Source organism: Catenibacterium faecis (assembly GCF_014306455.1).
Taxonomy (GTDB): Bacteria; Bacillota_I; Bacilli_A; order Erysipelotrichales; family Coprobacillaceae; genus Catenibacterium; species Catenibacterium mitsuoka_A.
The window spans coordinates 21,932-44,100 of record NZ_JACRWG010000007.1 but is presented as its reverse complement, the minus strand read 5'-3'; the positions used below and the strand labels follow the sequence as shown (position 1 = coordinate 44,100).

Below are 22,169 nucleotides of genomic sequence, written 5' to 3'. Positions count from 1 at the left end.
AAATGGACCCTGTAAAAAGGACACGATAAAAAAAGGATATTTATTTCGTGACCCTGTTTTACAGGGTCCATTTTAGTATGTCATAATCTTTATTTGGTCTTGCCTGCTTAGAGTAACAATCCACATTGACTCAATCAGTATAACAGTATCTTTTATATTAAGCAAGCGTTTTCATATCTTATTTTATGATATTTTTAGGCATTTGAAGTCAGCAGAACATGAAACTGATAATTTAATCATACCAATACATTATATTCTATTAACACTTCTTGATAATCAATTGATATAACTCATATGTGGAGAACCGTATACAGTAGGTGGTTATCCTTGGTCATCATGACGAAGGTACGCAACCCAACGAACGCTTCTCTTCAGTTGCGAACGGAGGTAATGCATAATGACAATTTATTAAGTAATCATGATTATGTTAGCATTCTTAACATTGATCGTTTCTTTACTGACACTTGTTGTCAAAATGCTTCTTATTATCATTGATAAGAACGCAAAAAAATAACTACCTCGCTCTCGGCAAAAGTTTGAGGTAATTATTTCAAACATACAAATCCAAGGGCAACCGCTTACTGGTTGTTCCTTCTTTCATATTCATTATAGTTTACGCTAAAATCAAAGTCAACATGCATCTTTTTATAGTTTTACTGCATGATACGTTTAATATGTATGCATAAAAATGTCTGTTCATCCGGTGATAAATCATATTTATATTTCTCTTTAATATGTTTCACAATACGGTTAATACACATAGAGAGTCTTAAATTCTCTTTTAATAGTTGTCTGATGTCTTCTGTTGTGTCTTTAAGGTTTATTTCCTGTCCTGTAAAGATACGTTCAGCTAGGTATTTTAAATGCGTAGAGAGTCTTGCATAACTGAGTGACTGAGGAGAAATAGTCACCTTCATACTATTTTCAATAATACCGATAATATCAGTCACAAAGCTTAATATCTTAGTCGCATTATGGGTATTATTGTCCATTGAAAAGTTCACTAAATGCAAGGCTATATAATTGGCTTCTTCTAGATCTAATGTGATCCCTGTTTTCTTCTTAATATAGCTTAATGCCCATAAACCTATTTCATATTCATTCTTATAAAGAATACTTACATCTCCAAGTACGACATAAGGGATTCTGATATTCTCCTGCTTACGTTTTAAGGCAAAGGAGATATGATCTGTCATAGTGAGGAATATTTCCCCATAATAGCGTGATTTAAGCTTCTTAATTGCACGAGAGACAATCTTATCAGTCATCTCATAACAATCAGGAGAGATATCATCTTCTCTTTCTAATCTTTTATGAGGGTCTTCTTTAAACATATATGTCTTTTCTATTTTAGTGGAATCAACACTATCCCCTACCTTCTTCTGGAATCCTATTCCTGAACCTGTTAGGATAATATCTCCTAGTTCTGGTGAGATAGCCGCAATGGAGTTGTTGTTGAAGATCTTAATAATTCTCATAATAGTCCCCTTTACATTAATATATCGTTCATTGCGTCCGCAATGAACTGGGCATTGGTGCCTACTAATATCTGTACATTATGGTTACCTGCAATTGTGACATGTTCGTAGCCTAATTGAGATATTTCGTCTTTATTAATAGAATGTATGTCATTTATTTCTACTCTCAAACGTGTAATACAGGCATCTGCAGATATACAATTACTTCTACCACCAAGAGCTTCCACAAAACAAATAGCCAGATCATCATAATCAAATGATTGTTTTGTACTGACTTCTTCTTTCATACGTCCTGGTGTCATGAGATTAAAATGCAGAATCATAGTTCTAAATACAATATAATAGAGCACACCACAGATGACTCCTAAAAGGATCAAATAGTTTGCATGATAGGAGAATGGTGCCTTAAAACTCAATATATAGTCTATAAGACCAGCTGAGAAGCTAAAACCAGCAAGCCAATGGAATGATGCAGCTATAAACATCATAATTCCTGTCATGACTGCATGGGCGATATATAAACTAGGTGCTAAAAACATAAAAGAGAATTCTAATGGTTCTGTAATACCTGTTAAAAAAGATGCAAGAGCAGCTGAGAACATCAATGCGCCTACTTTCTTTTTCTTATCAGGTGAGGCACATTGATAGATTGCGAGTGCGCCTGCTGGTAAACCAAACATCATGATAGGATAGAATCCTGCCTGGTACATACCAGTAACACCTTTAATACCACCTGATACTGTACCCCAGAATCGTCCAATATCATTAATACCCGCAATATTAAACCAGAAGACAGAATTAAGGGCATGGTGTAATCCTGTTGGTATAAGGAGTCTATTAAAAAATCCATATAAACCAGCACTGATTGGTCCTAATCCTGCCATCCATGTTCCAAAATGAATAAATGCTTCATAAAGCATCGGCCAGACATACATAAAAACACCAGCAAATAAAAGTGTAATCATACCTGAAATAATAGGAATGAATCTTTCACCACTAAAGAATGATAAAGGACCAGGTAATTCTATATGATTGAACTTCTTATAACAGAAGGCAACAATCAATCCTACCATAATCCCGATAAACGCATTATCAGTCTCACTAAAGGCTATAGAGACTTGGCTTATATGTAAACCCGAGATCAATGAAATACCCTCAGGAGAGAGTATTTTAGTAATCATGAGATAATTGATGACTGCTGCTAAAGACAATGATGCATTCTTCTTATCCGTCATACCGATTGCGACAGCAATCGCAAAAAGGATAGGAAGATAATCTATGACTACACCACCTGATAATATAAGAAATGCCGCAAATGGATTATTGACACCCCACCCAATAGGATCAATCCAATAGCCAATACCCTTTAATAATGCAGCCAGAGGCATAATAGTCACTGGAAGCATCAGGGACTTACCTAATTTCTGTAAAAAACTCATGTTAATCCCCTTTTCTGTACTTATTTATACTACTATTATATAGTAATTGTTTTAAAAATAATTACAAAATACAAAAAACAGTAATATTTTCATAACGTGGTAATTATAACATTTTAATACCATTATGTAACCCCTAACACTCATTTTTTTGAAGCAAAAAAAAAAAAAAAAAAAGGAAGACTAATCTTCCTTCATTAACTTATATGTACATACACCAATAAGAGCACCTACAAGTGTAACAGCCATTGCAAAAATCAACATACTTTGTAGTCCTAATGTATCCTGCAAGACACCACCTAAATAATTTCCTAAACAGAAGCCAAAACCATTAGCCATCATTGTAATAAGTGTCTGTCCTGCCATCTGATCTGCTTCAGACAAGACATCATTACAATAATATGTATAAGTAGCAAAAAGCAATCCATAAGAACATCCCTGGAATACCATACCTATTAATAAGACAAATAGGCTAGGTGCTAATGCAATCAGAAAGTTTCTAAAGATATACATAATGAGACCAAAGACAATAAGCTTCTCAGGTCCAAATCTTTTCTTTAAGCGATAAGTCATTGTCATGAATGGTGTTTCACTTGCTGCCATAAAGAATATGGCGATACCATAGAACGATGAATCCCCACCTAGCTTCTTAACTATATTAATTAAGTAAGTAGATAAAGAAGTGGCACCTGCAATCGCAAATCCAAACCCTAATAGAAAGAAGAAGAACTTCTTATATTTAGTAATCAAGCCAAATGGATTGGCTGGTTTTTCTGTTGACTCATTCTTAATAGTAGAATGTGGTAGGACAAGCAGGTTAATGATAAATAGAATACTTGAAACAATAAAGACAATATAAATAACAGATGGTTCTAACCATTCTACTAAGTATCCCATTAAAAAGGCACTTGATGCATAAGAGAATGACCCAAGTCCTCTTGCAAGTCCAAAGTTAATATCATGACCCATCTTGACATAATCCATCGCAAATTGTGATAAAAATGGAACAACACAAGTACTCAAGAATAATAATGCGATATATAGTACCATGACGACTACTTTAGGTAGTGTCATAAAATAAAGAGCACTAAATGATGCGAATAGTATAGCATAGATTCCTAAGATAACATTATGTGGTGTGAGTGCTTCATACTTATTTGGTAAGTTAGAAATATTAGCTGAAAGTATAAGCATCATAATACTTCCCATCGCAGTAACGATCCCTATCTCTGTATTTGATAAACCTTTATATTGTAGAAAGATGGCTATATAACCAAAAATCGTACAGTTAGTAATCCAATATAAGAACTGGATACAATTGTATTTCGTTTGTAAGCGTTTCATAATTTCCTCCCTCAATAACCTTAGGTATTATATAGTATTTATCAAAAGGGGGACAACTATTTTCTCAATAAGAAAAAAAGACACGACTCCTAAGAATCGTGTCTGAATATATAAAACAAAGTGCCCCGGTTCTAGGAACCAGCATGCTCTACATGACTAGTTATAGAACATGCTTCAGGGCAGTTTGCTGTGTCCGCTCTCTAGACACAAGTCTATTTTAAGAAACATTTTTTTACTCGTCAATACCCTTTTGTAAATTTCTTTCAATATGTAACACTATTATAGTTATTTATGATTTTAACAATTACAAAACTGGCATTATTTCACATTTTCATGATTGAAAAATCCTAATATTTGTATTTATCCTAAGCGTAATGGTTATATCAATATAATCCTTTTTTATAAATATATGAGTATGTGTAAAGTTATTCTATGAGTAATTTTTCACTTTTCAAAACATGAAAAAAAGCCCCTAGATGTAGGGACTTTAGTATAAATTATTCAGCTTTTGAATTAACTAACTTACCAGTTGAATGGAAAGTAATCATAAGTCCAAGAGCGACTAATAATACGGCAACGACTAACTGTAAACCATCTGTCATTAATACAAATCCACCAGTAACAAATAGCTTCATTACAATTGCATAGATAGCCTGTACTAAAGCTGTCATAGTAACGATGAACATTAATACCATTGGTACATATAACATGAAGCCTTTTCTTCCAGTAACCTTTAAGAATACAGCAAGAGATACTAATACCATTGCAGCAAGTAACTGGTTTGCTGAACCGAATAATGGCCAGATGTTAACATATCCGCCTAAGCTTAATAAATAACCAAAGAAGAGTGAAATAAGTGTTGAAACGTATTTATTAGTTAAGACAGATACTAACTGTGATGGAGTTTCTCCTTCTTCTACTTCGAAGAATTCCTGGAAAGACATACGTGAGATTCTAGCTACTGCATCAAGAGAAGTTAGTGCAAGAGCTGAAACAAACATAGTCATGATACAAAGTCCCCAAGACTGTGGTAAACCAAGCTGTGCTACTAAGCCAGTAACACCAGCAGAGAACTTAGTGAAAGGTGTAGCTGTATCAGCTAAAGCCATATTAGCAAGAGCTGAATCTAAGACACCAGTCTGTTTTAAGTTTGGTAATGAACCAACGATAACGATAACTAATACTGCAAGTAATGATTCTAACAACATTGAACCATAACCAACCTGAAGCATATCTTTTTCATTCTTGACCATCTTAGAAGATGTTTCTGAAGATACAAGTGAATGGAAACCAGATACGGCACCACAAGCGATAGTTACGAATAATGTTGGGAATAAGTAACTTCCTGTAGCTGATTTGAATCCAGTGAATGCTGGTACAGTAACAGTTGGGTTACTCATAAATACACCTACAACTGCTGCTGCAATCATACCGATAAATAGGAATGTAGTTAAATAGTCACGTGGGCTTTTTAATAACCACATTGGTGTAACAGATGCAAAGAAAATATAAACGAATACTAAATAGATCCAAGTTTGTTTAGTTGCATATACTGGGAATTTGATACCAACTGCAAGCATTGCAACGATTAATACAATTCCAAGTACTACTTTTGGCCAACCTTCAAGGTTAACTTTACGTAATAATAAACCAAATGCCATAGCAACAAATACATAAAGAATAGAGATAGAAGCAGCACTGGCATTAGGTGCAAGCTTAACTCCTTCAACACTGAAACCATTGAATGTTCCAGCAACCATGTCTGCAAAAGCAGCAATAACGATTAATGTGAAGACCCAGCAGAATAAGAAGAATAATTTCTTACCAGTTCTACCAATGTACTTTTCGATGATCTGACCCATTGACTTACCTTCAGATTTAACTGAAGCATAAAGTGCACCGAAGTCCTGTACAGCACCGAAGAATACACCACCGATGACTACCCATAAGAATGCAGGTAACCAACCAAACATCATAGCCATAACTGGTCCAGTAACTGGTCCGGCACCAGCGATAGATGAGAACTGATGAGCAAAGACTGTCCATTTATTAGTTGGTACATAGTCTACGCCATCTTCTTTTGCAACAGCAGGTGTTGTTGCATTAGGATCAATACCCCAAGTTTTTACTAAATAGCGACCATAACATAGATAAGCTACTACTAGGACAAGGGCTGCTAATCCAAGTAAAAGTAAACCATTCATAAATAAATTCCCCCCAGAATTACTTTATACATATAAAACAGATTATAAAAAAGGCTTTCGTCTTAGAATGACTGCCTAAGACGAAAACCTTCGTTTCCGCGGTACCACTTAGATTGTGATTTACATCACCACTTCACATCCCATGAATGCTATTTCTTTAACGCAGAAATTACGGATTTCTTTACTATTATTTTCAAGAAAACAGCTCACAAGGGATGGTCCCATAATCATTACCTGCATCCTTTCCACCAACTGGATGCTCTCTATAGGAAGCGGATTAGAAATCGTATCTTGTTCATCGCTCTGTTTCGTATGTATGCTTATATAATAGTCTGATATTTTCATTTGTCAACAGTTTATTGCGAAAAAAGCAAATTTGTTTATATGTTTTATGTTTATCATAAATGTAAGCGTATGTTACATATCGGAGTATAACAAATATACATAGAGAAATATTACCTATACTTGGATTTAATGTATTGTTTAATGGCTTCCATATACTCCTCTTCATTATCATAATCCTTTGGATCTACATCATACATATCAGAAGGATCATAGTATTCTTTCCATTGTTTACGTAAATCATCAAGATAATCTAATTCACGATCATACTGTGTAGGATCAACTGAACTAAATGAATTATAGAAATTATGTTTATCTTCCCAAGATTTTTTATCATCATCAGATATATTTTCCTTTTGAGGCACTTCTACTATATTATCCAAATGATACTCAACAGAGTTTGGACGTTTTCTAGACATTTGTTTTAGTGCTTTATTACGATAATCATCCATATCATCAGACTCTAAAGCTTCTTCTTCATCTAATTCTTCATCAAGACTTGCAACATAGTCTTTCCACTCATTGACAGCTTCTACATAGTTTTCTTCATCACTAAATTCACTTGGATCAACAGGATATTGATGATTTGGATCATATAATTCCAGCCAATGTATTCTTTCATCTATTTCATATTGATACTCATAAGGTGAATCATAATCTAGAGGATCAATACAATAAAATTCATTTTCAGGATCATACTTCTCTTTTATTCTCTTTGTCAGAGCATCTAGATAAGTATCTTCATTCTTATATTTTTGTGGGTCAATATCAAAGTCACCATATCTAGATACTTCTTCAATCCATTCAAGGTGTTCTAAACATATATTAACTGCTTTTTCATAGTCTTCAAAATTATCATATTTAGTTACATCAACATAATGATCACATTCATCAAATGGATCTGCTTCAGATTTCCAATCATCACGTAGTGCATTTAAATAGTCTTCTTCAGTATCATACCAATCTACATCGACAAAAAATCGTTGGTGATGATTATATTTTCTGACCCATCGATCTTTGTTTAGATTTTTAATTGTTTGAAATAGTGTTGATATTCTTCCCATAGTATCACCTTAATCTTCTATTGATTCTTGATAATTCTCTAAAGAATCATGATCATGTGGGATTATATTGAAATAATTGTCTGGATTATATATTTCAGCCCACTTGTCTTTATTTACCATATTAAGTAATTCATGTAATAGCAATTATTTATTCATTGTAATCATATACCTTAATTATATAAAGTTTTTACTTATACCTCCATGAGAAACGTAAAATGTAAAATTATTCTTGTATCTTTCTGAAGCATTTCTACAATTTTCTGATTTATCACTTATTAACAGAAATTTTCTGATTTATCACTTATTAACAATTGACTTTCTATGACATATAGGTTATATTTTATTTGCGATCAGATTGCAGATACTTGTGAAGCCTGCAATCGGGGGAGGGTGCCGAGGCCCCTCTCTTTTTTTGTGCAAAAATAATGTAAATCACAAAAGTAATTTCCAAATTTAAAAGGTATATTAAATGTAGAGGAGTCATCTTTGGTACTTAAACACCAACTTCGAATACAAAACATCAAGTTGTATAGTTCACATAATAGATATTGTTATGAGGTGCATATGAACAAACCATTTATTACGTATACCGCTCAGGTTGATAAGTTACAAAACGAAAAAAATTTAATAATTACTGATACTAATTTTGCGATTACAACCCTAAAAAATTTCAGTTACTACGGATTAATCGATGGCTACAAACATCTATTTATTGATATTCATACCCGTAAATACATCAATAATACTTGTTTTGAAGATATTGTTGCTCTTTACGAATTAGATGAAGATTTACGTGAATTATTCTTCAAGTATTTATGCCGTATAGAAAGAAAACTACGTTCATCTATTTCTTACCACTTCTGTCAAAAACATGGAGAACGTCAAGAAGAATACCTTAATCCCAACAACTACAACATGATTCCTAAAAATATGCGTGGAATTATAAAACTAATTCAAATGCTAGATAATATATCTAACAAAAAACAAGAATCACAAATATCTTGTTTACCAGCGCAATAAATATCATAACATTCCACTGTGGGTGACTTGTAATGCCCTTACTTTCGGTCAGATATCCAAAATGTTTGAATTTCTACTTCAAAATATACAAGGACTCATCTGCCAGGATTTTGGAAATATCAAGAAAAACGAAATGATTAAATATCTAAAAGTGTTAACACTCTATAGAAACGTATGTGCTCATAATGAAAGACTTTTTTCTTATCACACGTACATTGATATTCCTGACACATTGATACACAAAAGATTAAACATACCAAAAAGTGGCTCAAAATATATATGTGGAAAAAATGATTTATTTTGTGTAGTTATCACCTTTCGTTATCTACTACCACAAGCTGATTTTTTAGTATTCAAAAAGCAACTGGTACATATTTTCAATCAATACGAGAAGAAGATTTCAAATTTAAGACTAGACAAGCTATATGAATATATGGGATTTCCATCTAACTGGAAACATATCACAAAATTCCATAAAATATAATCATAGTCGTCTAAAAAGCACATTTTAGATCATCCACAATTGACTTACTGTGCCATATAGGTTATATTACTTTTGTGATCAGATTGCAGATACTCGTGAAGCCTGCAATCGAGGGAGGTGCCAAGGCGCCTCTTTTTTTACGTCAAAAAAGCCTGAGTTAATTCTCAGACTTGTGTGTAAATGTAATAATAAGACCTGCTACAATTGTACCAGCTAGAAGTGCTATGACATACTTAAATGGATTAGTCATGAGATAGATAACCCAGATACCACCATGAGGTACCTTTATACCACATTTATAGTATGCAGATAATGCGCCTGTAATGAATGAACCTAAGATACATGCAGGTAGGATGTGCTTTTGATCCTTCTTCATAAAAGGAATGGCCCCTTCTGATACAAATGATAAGCCCATAATAATATTCTTTAAAGTAGTACCTCTTTCTTCTTTAGTCCATCTTTCCTTAAATATAAGTGTAGAGAAACCAATTGCTAGAGGTGGAATCATACCAGCACCCATAACTGCTGCCATGATCACATCTGAATTAGAAGCTTCAGTAAAGACTAAAGCATTCGCAAATAGATAAGCAAACTTATTAATAGGTCCACCCATATCAATAGACATCATCGCACCAAGTGATGCACCAATAATAACGACTGAAATAAGTGGTAAATCATAGAGACGATTGATAATGAATGCGTGACCCTTAACTAAATATGTATTAAGTACTGTCATTGCTATACCAGATGCAAGTACTCCTAATACTGGATAAAGTAAAACTGGTTTAATACCATCAAACATATCAGGAACATTCTTAAACAATCTTTTTACTGCAAGTACTAAGTATCCAGCAAGAAAACCTCCTACTATAGCTCCTAAGAAGCCTGATGAGTTTGCTAGAGCGTCATATGGGTTATAGGTCCATTTCAGTGAATAGCCACTATAGGCAATATAACCACATACAAGTCCTGGTCCTAAGGCTGGACGATCCGCAATACTCATCGCAATATAGCCTGAAAATACAGGCAAGACAAATAAATGAAGGATATTTCCAAGTACATTCAATATATCAAAGTATTGTGTATTATTAAATGTAAAACTATATGTAAGTACACTAATAAATCCTGCTGCCACTAGAATAGGTAAAGCATGAGAGAAACCATTCATTAAATGTTTATAAGGAATACGCCATCCCTTTTCCTGGTTATTCTCTACTTTTACTTTTCCACCCTTATAAACAGGTGCTTGTTCATCTAGGATAATCTGAATAAGCTTCTCAGGTTCATCAATTCCTCTTGCCACAGGACAGCTATAAAGTGGTAAACCATTAAAACGATTTAAAGAAATATTCTTATCAGCCGCAATAATAACACCCTTTGCGTTTTCTATATCTTCTTGAGTCAATTCATTCTTAACCCCTATTGAACCCTGTGTTTCTACTTTAATAGATACACCCATTTCTTTAGCTTTCTTTTCTAATGCTTCTGCAGCCATATAAGTATGGGCTATTCCTGTAGGGCAGGCAGTGACTGCTAAGACTTCTGGATGTTCTACTGTTTCTGCTTCATGTTTCTCACTTTGTGCTAAATCAATAATAGATAAGAATTCTTCAGGACTACCTGCATTCTTTAAATCTTCACAGAAGTCATGATCCATTAATAATGTAGATAATTCACTTAATACCTGTAAATGTACATTATCTCCATTATCCGGTGCAGCTATTAAGAAAATAAGAGTAGTAGGTTGCCCATCCATAGACTCATAATCAACACCTTCAGGTAATGTCATTGCCGCAATACCTGCTTGAGTAATCGCATTTGTTCTTGCATGAGGAATCGCAATACCATCTACCATCCCTGTAGTAGAAAGATTTTCTCTTTTTATAACTGCTTCTTTATATACTTCTTTATCAGAGACATTGCCCTGTCTATACATTAAAGATACCATTTGTTCAATTGCATCCATCTTGCTAGAGGCATGTCCATGAATCTTGATAGCTTCTTTACTCATCAAATCTGTTATTTTCATATTAATCTCCTAGTTATGATATACATGCATTCTAGCATAATTTTGTGTAAATAAGTACAGTAATATCATGTTTACAAGAAATTATATTTCTTATTATTTAACAGTCGTAAGTAAAGAGACTATAATAGATGAAGAAAGAAGGTGTTACTATGTATGCAGTCATTTATGGTGACATGGAAAACGGAGAAAACATCGAAGTAGAAGGATTATTTCAAACGCGCGTTGAAGCAGTGAAGGCATTGTACGAGAGTGCATCTAAGACATTTGATTCATTGAATATTGACATTGAATCATGTGAGGAAGATAAGTATGACTGGAGTCCTCGTGGCGAGATACACAAGGAAAGTGCCTGGGCTAATAGTGGCGGTAAAGATGGATATGCTTTGTTTTGGAATGTGATAGAGATAGATAACAGAGCTTTTCAAAACAAATAAATGTAAAATATGACATATAAAGCGAAAAGTTTCAACTCCAAAAGAGTTGATGCTTTTTTATTGCCTTGAAATAAGGTAAAATTGAATTAAAGGCGGATCACACTATGAAAAAAGAAGCGAAGAAAAGACTTTATGAAAGTACTTTGGAGTTACTAAAGGAGAGTGATTATGAAGATCTGACAATAGGAAAGATATGTCATAATGCTGATTTATCAAGACAATCCTTTTATCTCCATTATCGTTCTAAGGATGAGGTTTTAAAGGAAATCTATTTCAATCTATTTAAGTATACTTATCTAGATAGAATAGACGACAAAGACTATATAGAGTCTGATGATTTTATTATGAAAGTAATTGATGTCTATGAAGCGCATGCAACCATATTCATTACATTAGAGAAGTGGTATTACCAGGATTTTTTATCACAGGAGAAGCAGCGTTTTCTAGATGAAGTCTCTCTTCGTGAATTTGATAATCCTTTTACTAAGAAGTACTTCAAATATTTTATGATTTCTTTCTTAACACCCCTCCACTATATTATGATGGGATGGCTCAATAGTAATAAGAAGGAATCAAAACAGGAACTACAGACAATCATTAAGACATTTGTATATCACAAATAATAAGACCCTCTCATTTTTGAGAGGGTCGATTATTTTATAAGTCTTTTGCGATGTTATATCCTTCTGTAATAGCTGTCTTGATATTACCAATTTCATGGGCATCCCCAATCATATGATAGTTTAGACCACTTGCTTGAAGCATTTCTTCTACGGCAGGGTTCTTCTTATAACCAGCCGCAAAGATAAGTGTATCTGCATCCTTGATAGTATGAGTGACATCGTCTTGAGTATAGTTGATTTCAGTTTCAGTCACTGATTCTACCTTAGCACTTGTAATGATTTTGATACCCTTCTGCATCATTCTTCTTACAAGTAAGCTTCTGCCTGGTCCAGATTCATTCATCATAACACCATTGGCCATTTCAAGTACTGTGACATCTCTATTTCTAGGGAATAAGTCATTAATTAATGGTGCTAAGTAATCAGCTGTTTCACATCCTACTGATCCACCACCAATAATAACGATCTTACGACCTGGGAACGCTCTACCAGCAAGTACATCATCAGCTGTCATCCATGATTTAAACTGTGTAAATGGATTAATAACGATTGGAGATGCACCAGTACCTGCAATAACTTCATAATCCTTAAACTCATTCTTTAACATCTCTAATGTCACTTCTGTATTTAATCTTACATCAACACCTTCAAGTTTATGAGCCATATACTTGATAACGAGTGTTAAATCCTGTTTTGCGATAGGAACTGCAGCTAAGTTCATTTCTCCACCTAACTTATCATCCTTTTCGCATAAAACAACATGATGACCTCTCTTATGAGCTACAAATGCAGCTTCCATACCAGCTGGCCCACTACCAATGACAAGAATATTCTTCTTTTCTTCTGCTTCTTTAATTGTATCTTCATTTTCAATTTCTAATGATGGATTGATTGTACAAGATACACGTTTACCAAACATGATGCCTGTTAAACAGCGTAAACATCCAATACATGGTCTAATATCTTCTACATGACCATTCATTGCCTTATTTACAAATTCTGCATCACATAAGTTAGCACGACCCATCATACAGATATCTGCTTTATCATTCGCAATAAGTTCATCCGCAATCCAAGGTTCAGTAATACGTCCTACTGTTGCCACTGGAATAGATACATGCTTTTTGATTTCTTCACTTAATAATGCATGTGAACCCATCTTAGTACCTGGTGCTGGAATAGAACTTCCTCTCGCAATAGTTGTACCACCAGAAACATGAAGCATATCAACACCTGCTTTTTCTAATGTCTTAGAAACATAGATCATATCGTTGATGTTTAAACCACCATCAGTATATTCATCACCAGAAATACGTACATCAATAATAAAGTCCTTACCACACATCTTACGTACTTCTTCAATAACTTCTAAAGTAAGTCTTAATCTACAAGAAATATCTCCTCCGTATTCATCTGTTCTCTTATTATATAAAGGAGATAAGAAACCACCTAATAAACCATGCGCATGTGCTGCATGGATTTCAACACCATCAGCTCCTGCAGTCTTTACTCTTAAAGCTGCTTCACCAAACTGTTTAATAATAACCTTTAATTCTTCTTTAGTGACTGAACGGGGTGCTTCTTTTGCATAATATGGTCCTACATTACTTGGTGCGATTAGTCTTGGTGTACCAGGAATTGGGAAAGCCATATAAGCTGGGTGGAATAACTGTGGTAAGATCTTACAATCATACTGATGTACAGCTTCAGTTAATTTTTTCCATCCAGGAATAAAGCTATCATCATGAATAGACATATCTCCTGGTAAATAGATATATGTTGGTTCTACTGTAGTAACTTCAGTAACGATTAAACCAACACCACCTTTTGCACGCGCTGCATAATGTGCAACAAGTGCATCAGTGACATAACCCTTATCAGCTAAGTTTGTACTGATAGGAGGCATAAAAACTCTGTTTTTTACGACTGTTTCACCAACTTTAATAGGTGAAAATAAATGTGAAAATTCCTTCATTTGTATTTTCCTCTCTTTCGTCCACATTATATCACTCCTCTTGTGAATAAAAAATCATGCTTATATATAAAAACAGTCATATTTTGCCTTCTTAGTGTTAAGAGAAGACAATATATGACTGTTATAAAACAATTTGTATACGCTTACCTTTATTTGATATTTTAATATCTTCTTCTGTTTCTAGTTTAATATGTTCTGCATTTAAAGTAATCTTACACTTTTCATCTTCATAGATTGTTTCTTCTTCATTAATAAATTCTTCTAGTATACTATCAAAGTCATGAAGTTTCATTTCTTTTTCTACAGTAGGCGCAAAATTCTTCTTAAAACGTTTTCTATAATTGCTAGGTGATATACCATAGATTTCTTTAAATGCTTCTGTATAAGCTTTAGAATTAGGCATACCACATTCATCTGATATCTCTGATATATTCTTTATTCCTTCTAATAGATCTTCTAGAGAAGCACGAATGCGTACACTGTTTAAATATTTAATAAAAGTAATACCAGTAAACTTCTTAAAAAGTTTAGACGTATAACTTAAGCTAAATGAAAGTGTATCTGCTACATCACCTAAAGTAAGATTTTCATTATAATGTGAGTCTATATATAAAATAGCCTGCATATAGTTCTTATGGGCTTCATCCTGTAAAGGTAAAGAAGACATAGAGAATGAGACCTGAGAAGCAATAGAGAGGATATCCATCATATAGGCATTCAAAGTATAGAGGTTATAGTTTTCCTGTCTAATAAGTTTGAGGATTCCTGATATCTTATTTTTTAATTGATCATAGGCCTGATTTGTGACAATCATTGTAGAAAAAGCCTCATTACTATTCCCACTCAAAGCGGAAGTCATACGATCAAAATCTATATGTATTGTAAGAATCACTCCATCTTTCTTATGAGAGATTAAATGTATATCTCCCGGAGCAATCATCACAAGTTCACCTTTAGATAGTTTAGAAGTAAGCTTCTCTGTCACTATCTGATATTCTCCCTGCAAGACATAAGAGAGTTCTAAACTATTTTGTCTAGAGAAGATATGACGATCAAAGCTGTTGATACTTAAAGAGAGGGGATAACCAAATTTCTGTCCTGAAAAATCATAATAACTTGTCATATTCATCATAATAGTAATTCCTCCAGATATTTACCTATTCCATCACGATCATAATCATCACATACTGCATTGGATAGTTCTTTCACATGTTCAAGTGCATTCCCCATTGCGACACCTGTTCCTGCTTTTATAAGCATAGGGAGATCATTTTCACCATTTCCAAAAGCGATGGTATCCTTTAAATCTATATGGCGATACTCTGCAATTCTTTCTAACATTGTTCCTTTATCTACACCTTTTGGTCCTATTTCAAGCCAATAAGGATCAACTAAAGAACAAGAATAATCTAGTCCTTGTGTGTCAAAAGAAGGACGTCCAAAATAGACAAACTTATCAAAGATTGTATCAACGTGTATTGGAATATGCAAATGTAGTAATCGAACAAGTAATGATTCGTTATAGTGAAACATGATTCTTTTATTCTTTATATATACGATAAAGCCATAATGATGATCTTTCGCATATTTTCTTACTTTTAGATAATCGTCATAGTTTAAACGTTCATGTTCAAATATCTTATTACCTAAATGATCATGATAAGCTTGGCCATTGTTGCAGGAATAGCCACTCATTGGATATTTTTCAAAATGAAGCATATTACCATACTTCTTTAGACTATTAATATGTCTACCACTAGAGAGAATAATACCTATTCCCTTCTCTTGTAGTTTAATAAGTGTTTCTAGTGTTCGTGGTGAGATTTTAGAACGACGGTTTAGTAATGAACCATCCATATCACAAAATATGAGTTTCATAGAACACCTCCTAGAAACCATCATAACACAAAAGGCTTCAAGACATAATTCCTAAAGCCAAAGTAATGAGATATTTAAATAAAATGATAAGTATAAATGTAATCATGAACGTATGCGTTCCTAATCTTTTATAGAATAAAGACATACATAGTCCTACAACTATTTCAATGAAGACTGTTCCTATAAGTCCTAAGATACAAATATCATAGAAGAAGAAATCAGTGAGAATAGAAAACAAAACAAATACAACTAGTGTATCTACTATTCTTTTGAACATCGTTGTATGATACTTCTTTCTTCCCATTCTGATGACTGAAAATATATCTATTTCAATATACCGGAAGATACAATCAAACACTATTTTCAAATAAAAATAGTTAACTAGAAGTGAAAAAACAATATAAATAGGTCTTTGAGGAAAGAAGTATTTGATATCTGCATAATCAATAAAGGTGATATGAAATACTTCTTTACATATAAGAAATAGAATGAAGAGAGAAACATAGTTCTTAATAGTCTTCACATTGAAGCTTCCCCTCTTCTAGTAAATAGATATGAGTATAGTTTACACGTGCTAAGCGGTCATGTGATGCAATCACTACACTTTTACCACCTTCTACTAGTGTATTGACCATATTCTCAAATACGATAATACTCTCTTCATCCAACCCTCTAGTTGGTTCATCAAAGAAAATAAGATTCTGATCTTCCATAACCGCTTGGATAATACCTGCTTTTTGTCTCATACCTACAGAATAATTCTTAAGTGTGGAAGAACTATCATAATCTAATGAGTACATATGACATAGTTCTCTTATTCTTTCTTCATTATAGTGATGATTGATTGAAGCAAGAAACTCAAGATTGAATCTTAAAGATTCATTTTCAATAAATCCTGGATTTTCTATAAGTGCACCAATATATGTATCAGACTCCTTTTCAATAGTGCCTGAATCAGTTTGAATAATATCGCAGATGATCTTAAAGAGTGTAGATTTACCACATCCGTTCTTTCCATGTATATAGAGACATTCTTCTTTATTAATTTCTAGATTGATATCTTCTAATACAGTGTTTTGTTTAAAGCTCTTTTTAATATGATTGACTTTCAACATATTTATCTCCTCCTAGAAGAACATATAATGACAAATTAAATTAATAATGATAGGTAAAGCAATATAGAGAATATTTGATTTTCTATTGAACTGTAAGTACAAATAGAAATAGAAATGTATAAATAACTAACATCAATAGAAGGTTGATACTCATTTGAGAGATACCATATACAAGAAATAAGAAGCCATAGAGAATAGCTAAAAAAAGAAGTGTAGCCATGATCATAAAGGCATAAATATTTTGTTTTGAATTCTTATAGCCCTTACGTGTAATCAAAGTATGATTAATCCCATTGATGATCATCACCTTCTTATACATAATCACTAGATAAGTAATATTCTAAATCAAGGTGATATAGTTACTTGTAAGAAGAATATAGATGAAGTTTACTCTTTTACTTAATCTTGTGACTACAGGAATAAGAAGAATCAAAATAATAAGTGAAATAGTGTCCTGTTTCTTAATAAGCTTAAGTAGTGGAGTCATGATAATCCCTCATTCCAAAAAGAATAGATGACAAGAGATAATAGAGTAATGCTGTACCAATATAGAAAAGATGAGGATTATTGTTGAGAACAGGACTTTTAATAATGCTTGGAGTAAGAATATTTATGATATTAAGGAAATAAGCCAATGTAGCAAGCAAACTTCCTGATGTATTATAGAATGTATGAGATAAAACTGATGCCCCAATATAAAGAATAAGAGATACAAGTAATCCAAGCGTTCTATAGAGGTAAACATTCTTTATAAAGTACTGTAATGAGAACAAGAAATGAGAAAAGATTGCATAACCAATTGATGAAAGAACCATATAGATAATAAGATTAAGAAATAATGAACTAGATAATAGATTAGTCTGTCTTGTCGCATTCATATAGATTGGATTAATAGAAAAAGATATCTTAAAGAAGAAAAGATGAATGATTAGTATTGTAAGTAGATGAGTCATAAGAATAAGAATGAATGACGCAAGGAAATTGAATCGTCTTTCTTTTTTATGATAAAGAGAAGAAGACATACGTGTTATCAGAAAATGATTGAATTTATTATGCTCATACAGTAAGAGATCAGCACTAATGATATTAGGTACAATGAGAGTAGTGAGGACATATAATATAAGTGTAAGTCCTGAATCCTGTAAGTAATAGAAGAAATCTAAACCCATTTCAGGATCCTTTGATTTCATGAGTATCATTTCTTTTTTAGGAATAGAACTAAAAGCCCCTTTATAACTGATAAATATTCCTGTAACAACTACAATGAAATAAATAGAAAATAAGAGAAGTTTCTTTTTGGATTTAAATAAGTAGAAGAATTGTTTCATAATTAGTCTCCATAATATGTTAGAATATATTTAATAGTTCTTTTGTTTATTTCATTTTAGATAATACATAATATGTATTCAATTGTGTGATCGTTAATGGTCTATTTAAAAGCGTCAATGATAAGGGGATGATAGCTATGGTATACAAAATTGCGATTGTAGATGATGAAGAAAATGACTTAAAACATGTTTGTCATCATATAAGTGATTTCTTCTCATCTACAGATATAGAGATTAATACATATATGAATGCTTTACAGTTTCCTATAGATATATATTTTGATGTCTTATTTCTTGATATCGATATGCCTCATGTTTCAGGATTAGAACTTGCGAAAGAGTATAAAAAAAGACATCAAAATACGTTAATTATCTTTATTACCAGTCATAATGAACTGGTTTATAAAGCATGTAATATACATCCTTTTGACTTTATTAGAAAAGAGAATCTAGATATAGAAATGCCTGATGTATTAGAAGAAATCAACTATCATTTATCTCATTTACATCCAAGTGTGACATTCTATATCAATGGAAATGCCTATATATTAAGAAAAGAGTCTATTCTTTATTGTGAAAGCTTCAATCATCAAACAGAGATACATTTTGATACATCTTCTATTACTGTCAATATGCAGTTAGGTGATGTAGAAAAGACAATTAATTCTAATCATTTTAAAAGAGTTGGACGTTCTTATCTCGCAAATATGAAAAAGGTGACTAAGCTAGAAGGTACAACATTATATATAAGTGAGCATTACCAGATACCAATAAGTAGAAGAAAGAAAAAGCTTGTATTAGAGTATATGAAGGAGGTACATCATTGATGTTAGAAACAAATAATATAAGTTTCATCGCATTATCTTTGATGTTGTTGTCATTCTTCTATTATGTCTATTCTATCAGCATTAAAGAGAATCTAATCAAGTTTACTGGTTCAGTTATATTGTTATCGTCTGTTTCTATTATTTCTTCTATGTTCATACATAATGGACTTATAAGTATATGTATATTAGGTTTATGCTTAATGATTTTTAAGCAGGACAGTCTTCTAGAATGTCTATTTATCTCTCTCTATTTTATCTTTCTTAAGGTTCTTACCTATGTGATTGTAGCATGGGGTATCAATATTTTTATATATGATTTAGTCTTACCTATTCATGATACAATCTCAGGGTCAGATATCCTTTTATGTGTATTCTTAATTCTTACAGGACATTTATTCAAAAATTATATGAAACGTATCAGAGAATATACCGCCTTCTATCTTGGTATCCATTCTGTATTAACACTTATCTATTTGTCTTATCTTATTACTATTTTCAAAAAAGGTTCTCTTCCCCTTGAAAGTTCTATAGAAATTTTATTGATTACCATTCTTGTGATGTTGATCTACCAGATGGTTAATAGAATACTAAGTATAGAAAAAGAGAATTATCTAGTAAAATTAAACAATGAAGAACTGAAATTCAATAAGAAGAATTATGAAAATATCATTTCTCATATGAACGAAATCAGAAAGATTAAACACGATATGAATCATATGTTGTTGTCATTACTGGATGATTGTGAAAAAAAAGATTATGAATCACTTCATAATCATATTAATAACCAATTACATAGAATCAACGAAACACAAACAGTGAATACGGGTAATGCATCTTTAAATCTTATATTAGCTTCTCAATTATCTAAGATTAAAGATAATAATATTGAATTTATTGCCAGTCAATTTAATGATGATATCCCTATGGATAAAGTAGATTTCTATGTATTAATAGGTAATCTATTAGATAATGCGATTGAGAATTGTACATCAAAGTCTATTAAGAAGATTATTCTTGATATTTATAAAGAGAGTAATGATTTCGTTATAGATATTAAGAATACAAGCATCAATAATCCACTTATTGATAACCCAAACTTCAATACAACTAAAGAAGATTATGGTCATGGGTTTGGAATGCGTTCTATTATGAATATAGTCAATAAGTATCATGGAGTGATCAGTTATGATTACTCATATCGTTATTTTAGTGTTCAAATCAAAGTGAACTACCCATCACCTAAAGGTAATGGGCTTCAGAGAGCCTAACGGCTCTTTTTAAGAAGTTTGATATTTAAGTTTCCACCTATTGCTAGGCAATCCTTATTCTTACAGGCGTGTCCACCTCGCCTCTACTGTATAGCCCCACAAGGGACACAACATTACTTTTACGCAAGATATTTAATGCACCATTTACATCAGCATTAAGACATTTACCATTTAAACATTGATACATACCTCTATGTATTCGCTTTCCACTAAATGTATAGCTTTGCGGGTTATCGTTATTGTAAATAGGAATATCATCCTTATCCCAAAATGATGCTTTTGAAGTATAGCTTTCTTCCTGCTTTACAAAGACAATGCCATTAATCTCACAAAGGTACTCTAACTTAAAACGAAGTTGTCCATAAGGTATATTTACAAATGTCTGATTATTGGCTTTACCAATATTACTGTTCTTCTGGAAAGTTTCATTATAGCCAACTACAAGTATTCCAATGTCATTATTGATGCAATAATCTATGATTGTGCGAGCAGTCTTGTTCATATAATCATTAATCTTATTATTCCTGCTGCGAGTATTGGCTTTTTGCTTATTGGTAGGTCTTTTCCTAATATTTTGTTTATCTTTTACAGACTGTAAATGTGCATTTTGCTTATTGTACCACTGATTTATGGATTTAAGTCGCTTACCATCAATGATGAATGTCTTGCCATTACTTGATACCGCTGTTACAAGATTATTAATACCAAGGTCAATTGCCAGTGCATTATTTATATTTAAGTTTCTTTGAATACATTTAGCTTCATAGATATATTGAATTTCAAAGAACCTAGCGTTTGCTTTCGGTATGATACGGATTTCTTTAACTTTCTTATCAAGTAATATGGGTGGGATGGTAATCTCTACACATTTATGTGTTTTCTTGTAAGCATTTGAATATGGTAAAATCAGTTTATTACCATTAAGTCTTACAAAACCTATGACAAGCGTAGTATATCCATCTTTTGGAAGATAGTTTGGCAAACGACAATCCTTAAAAGAATACTTGCCTTTTTTAGCAAGTTTAAGTAGTCCAAAGAATGATTTGAAACTGCCATTAACCTCTTTAAGTATCTGTTGAGCCATATTTGAATTCAGCATCTTGTAATTGTTAGACGTTTTTAATAGAGCATAGTTCTTTTCATAATTAAGGTAGTCGCCCTCGTTAAAGTAATACTGTCTTACATTATAGATTGCTTGATTAGTGAGATTCTTTGCTATATGGCAAAGATGCTTAATATTTTTGTAATCTTCTTTTGAAAGATGTTTTACTTGTTGCTTTACTGTAAGATACATAGCGTTTCTCCTTTCTAAAGATTTAG

19 protein-coding genes, 1 pseudogene and 1 other annotated feature are annotated in these 22,169 nt (G+C 32.6%); of the genes and pseudogenes, 5 read left to right on the top strand and 15 right to left on the bottom strand.

The genetic code is table 11. The features are described from left to right. Positions 1–653: 653 nt before the first annotated feature. From H8909_RS03410 to H8909_RS03390, 5 genes are all read right to left on the bottom strand, one after another. Entirely contained in the window at positions 654–1,478 is an 825-nt protein-coding gene (locus tag H8909_RS03410) for a PRD domain-containing protein (protein WP_187011845.1), read from the bottom strand. Between the two features lie 11 nt (positions 1,479–1,489). Continuing rightward, a complete protein-coding gene (locus tag H8909_RS03405; protein ID WP_187011844.1) occupies positions 1,490–2,917 on the bottom strand; it encodes a PTS transporter subunit EIIC in 1,428 nt (475 codons plus the stop codon). 180 nt (positions 2,918–3,097) lie between these two features. Continuing rightward, a complete protein-coding gene (locus H8909_RS03400; RefSeq protein ID WP_187011843.1) occupies positions 3,098–4,258 on the bottom strand; it encodes an MFS transporter in 1,161 nt (386 codons plus the stop codon). A 497-nt stretch (positions 4,259–4,755) separates the two neighbouring features. After that, complete coding sequence (locus H8909_RS03395; RefSeq protein WP_187011842.1) at positions 4,756–6,462, bottom strand: carbon starvation CstA family protein; 1,707 nt, start codon at positions 6,460–6,462, stop codon at positions 4,756–4,758. Between the two features lie 73 nt (positions 6,463–6,535). Then, positions 6,536–6,770: a binding site (T-box leader), on the bottom strand. A 147-nt stretch (positions 6,771–6,917) separates the two neighbouring features. Beyond that, the gene (locus H8909_RS03390) at positions 6,918–7,868 is read right to left on the bottom strand and encodes a hypothetical protein (protein ID WP_187011841.1); all 951 of its coding nucleotides are present in this window, start codon (positions 7,866–7,868) and stop codon (positions 6,918–6,920) included. 564 nt (positions 7,869–8,432) lie between these two features. Here H8909_RS03390 and H8909_RS13740 point away from each other — a divergent pair. Beyond that, a pseudogene (locus H8909_RS13740) lies at positions 8,433–9,372 on the top strand (Abi family protein). 157 nt (positions 9,373–9,529) lie between these two features. Here the strand turns inward: H8909_RS13740 and H8909_RS03380 are convergent. Then, positions 9,530–11,401, bottom strand: a complete 1,872-nt coding sequence (locus H8909_RS03380; protein ID WP_187011840.1) for a PTS fructose transporter subunit IIABC — start codon at positions 11,399–11,401, stop codon at positions 9,530–9,532. Positions 11,402–11,529: 128 nt separating this feature from the next. On the opposite strand from H8909_RS03380, the gene H8909_RS03375 reads away from it, so the two are divergent. Both H8909_RS03375 and H8909_RS03370 read left to right on the top strand, forming a co-directional pair. Beyond that, on the top strand, positions 11,530–11,835 hold the full coding sequence (locus H8909_RS03375) for a hypothetical protein (RefSeq protein ID WP_187011839.1): 306 nt from the start codon (positions 11,530–11,532) through the stop codon (positions 11,833–11,835). Between the two features lie 104 nt (positions 11,836–11,939). Further along, positions 11,940–12,458 (top strand): TetR/AcrR family transcriptional regulator, encoded by a 519-nt coding sequence (locus H8909_RS03370; RefSeq protein WP_187011838.1) that lies wholly within the window; start codon positions 11,940–11,942, stop codon positions 12,456–12,458. A gap of 34 nt (positions 12,459–12,492) precedes the next feature. Here H8909_RS03370 and H8909_RS03365 read toward each other — a convergent pair whose 3' ends face one another. The 8 genes from H8909_RS03365 to H8909_RS03330 form a co-directional block, all read right to left on the bottom strand. Further along, positions 12,493–14,433: an oxidoreductase gene (locus H8909_RS03365; protein ID WP_187011837.1), complete on the bottom strand. Its 1,941-nt coding sequence runs from the start codon at positions 14,431–14,433 to the stop codon at positions 12,493–12,495. Positions 14,434–14,554: 121 nt separating this feature from the next. Continuing rightward, the gene (locus tag H8909_RS03360) at positions 14,555–15,565 is read right to left on the bottom strand and encodes a helix-turn-helix transcriptional regulator (protein WP_187011836.1); all 1,011 of its coding nucleotides are present in this window, start codon (positions 15,563–15,565) and stop codon (positions 14,555–14,557) included. Next, positions 15,562–16,311, bottom strand: a complete 750-nt coding sequence (locus H8909_RS03355) for a Cof-type HAD-IIB family hydrolase (protein ID WP_187011835.1) — start codon at positions 16,309–16,311, stop codon at positions 15,562–15,564. The genes H8909_RS03360 and H8909_RS03355 overlap by 4 nt, the downstream gene beginning before the upstream one ends. A gap of 37 nt (positions 16,312–16,348) precedes the next feature. Continuing rightward, positions 16,349–16,834, bottom strand: coding sequence for a hypothetical protein (locus H8909_RS03350; protein WP_187011834.1), 486 nt, complete (start codon positions 16,832–16,834; stop codon positions 16,349–16,351). Continuing rightward, positions 16,821–17,426: an ABC transporter ATP-binding protein gene (locus H8909_RS03345; protein WP_187011833.1), complete on the bottom strand. Its 606-nt coding sequence runs from the start codon at positions 17,424–17,426 to the stop codon at positions 16,821–16,823. Before H8909_RS03345 ends, H8909_RS03350 begins: the two co-directional genes overlap by 14 nt. A gap of 82 nt (positions 17,427–17,508) precedes the next feature. Continuing rightward, positions 17,509–17,745, bottom strand: coding sequence for a hypothetical protein (locus tag H8909_RS03340; protein WP_187011832.1), 237 nt, complete (start codon positions 17,743–17,745; stop codon positions 17,509–17,511). Positions 17,746–17,766: 21 nt separating this feature from the next. Then, entirely contained in the window at positions 17,767–17,913 is a 147-nt protein-coding gene (locus H8909_RS03335) for a hypothetical protein (protein ID WP_187011831.1), read from the bottom strand. Then, entirely contained in the window at positions 17,897–18,754 is an 858-nt protein-coding gene (locus H8909_RS03330) for a hypothetical protein (protein WP_187011830.1), read from the bottom strand. The genes H8909_RS03335 and H8909_RS03330 overlap by 17 nt, the downstream gene beginning before the upstream one ends. A gap of 137 nt (positions 18,755–18,891) precedes the next feature. On the opposite strand from H8909_RS03330, the gene H8909_RS03325 reads away from it, so the two are divergent. Together H8909_RS03325 and H8909_RS03320 are read left to right on the top strand one after the other, a co-directional pair. Continuing rightward, positions 18,892–19,581, top strand: coding sequence for a LytR/AlgR family response regulator transcription factor (locus tag H8909_RS03325; protein WP_187011829.1), 690 nt, complete (start codon positions 18,892–18,894; stop codon positions 19,579–19,581). Continuing rightward, the gene (locus H8909_RS03320; RefSeq protein ID WP_187011828.1) at positions 19,581–20,849 is read left to right on the top strand and encodes a sensor histidine kinase; all 1,269 of its coding nucleotides are present in this window, start codon (positions 19,581–19,583) and stop codon (positions 20,847–20,849) included. The genes H8909_RS03325 and H8909_RS03320 overlap by 1 nt, the downstream gene beginning before the upstream one ends. 43 nt (positions 20,850–20,892) lie before the next feature. Here the strand turns inward: H8909_RS03320 and H8909_RS03315 are convergent, their stop codons facing one another. Continuing rightward, positions 20,893–22,143: an RNA-guided endonuclease InsQ/TnpB family protein gene (locus H8909_RS03315; RefSeq protein ID WP_187011827.1), complete on the bottom strand. Its 1,251-nt coding sequence runs from the start codon at positions 22,141–22,143 to the stop codon at positions 20,893–20,895. Between the last annotated feature and the right edge of the window lie 26 nt (positions 22,144–22,169).

Bases quoted from the DNA above. Each gene is read 5' to 3' on its own strand.
- H8909_RS03400 (WP_187011843.1), bottom strand. From the start codon at position 4,258: ATGAAACGCTTACAAACGAAATACAATTGTATCCAGTTCTTATATTGG.
- H8909_RS03380 (WP_187011840.1), bottom strand. From the start codon at position 11,401: ATGAAAATAACAGATTTGATGAGTAAAGAAGCTATCAAGATTCATGGA.
- H8909_RS03365 (WP_187011837.1), bottom strand. From the start codon at position 14,433: ATGAAGGAATTTTCACATTTATTTTCACCTATTAAAGTTGGTGAAACA.
- H8909_RS03345 (WP_187011833.1), bottom strand. From the start codon at position 17,426: ATGTTGAAAGTCAATCATATTAAAAAGAGCTTTAAACAAAACACTGTA.
- H8909_RS03390 (WP_187011841.1), bottom strand. From the start codon at position 7,868: ATGGGAAGAATATCAACACTATTTCAAACAATTAAAAATCTAAACAAA.
- H8909_RS03395 (WP_187011842.1), bottom strand. From the start codon at position 6,462: ATGAATGGTTTACTTTTACTTGGATTAGCAGCCCTTGTCCTAGTAGTA.
- H8909_RS03340 (WP_187011832.1), bottom strand. From the start codon at position 17,745: ATGTATAAGAAGGTGATGATCATCAATGGGATTAATCATACTTTGATT.
- H8909_RS03370 (WP_187011838.1), top strand. From the start codon at position 11,940: ATGAAAAAAGAAGCGAAGAAAAGACTTTATGAAAGTACTTTGGAGTTA.
- H8909_RS03405 (WP_187011844.1), bottom strand. From the start codon at position 2,917: ATGAGTTTTTTACAGAAATTAGGTAAGTCCCTGATGCTTCCAGTGACT.
- H8909_RS03320 (WP_187011828.1), top strand. From the start codon at position 19,581: ATGTTAGAAACAAATAATATAAGTTTCATCGCATTATCTTTGATGTTG.
- H8909_RS03375 (WP_187011839.1), top strand. From the start codon at position 11,530: ATGAAGAAAGAAGGTGTTACTATGTATGCAGTCATTTATGGTGACATG.
- H8909_RS03355 (WP_187011835.1), bottom strand. From the start codon at position 16,311: ATGAAACTCATATTTTGTGATATGGATGGTTCATTACTAAACCGTCGT.
- H8909_RS03330 (WP_187011830.1), bottom strand. From the start codon at position 18,754: ATGAAACAATTCTTCTACTTATTTAAATCCAAAAAGAAACTTCTCTTA.
- H8909_RS03360 (WP_187011836.1), bottom strand. From the start codon at position 15,565: ATGATGAATATGACAAGTTATTATGATTTTTCAGGACAGAAATTTGGT.
- H8909_RS03410 (WP_187011845.1), bottom strand. From the start codon at position 1,478: ATGAGAATTATTAAGATCTTCAACAACAACTCCATTGCGGCTATCTCA.
- H8909_RS03335 (WP_187011831.1), bottom strand. From the start codon at position 17,913: ATGACTCCACTACTTAAGCTTATTAAGAAACAGGACACTATTTCACTT.
- H8909_RS03325 (WP_187011829.1), top strand. From the start codon at position 18,892: ATGGTATACAAAATTGCGATTGTAGATGATGAAGAAAATGACTTAAAA.
- H8909_RS03315 (WP_187011827.1), bottom strand. From the start codon at position 22,143: ATGTATCTTACAGTAAAGCAACAAGTAAAACATCTTTCAAAAGAAGAT.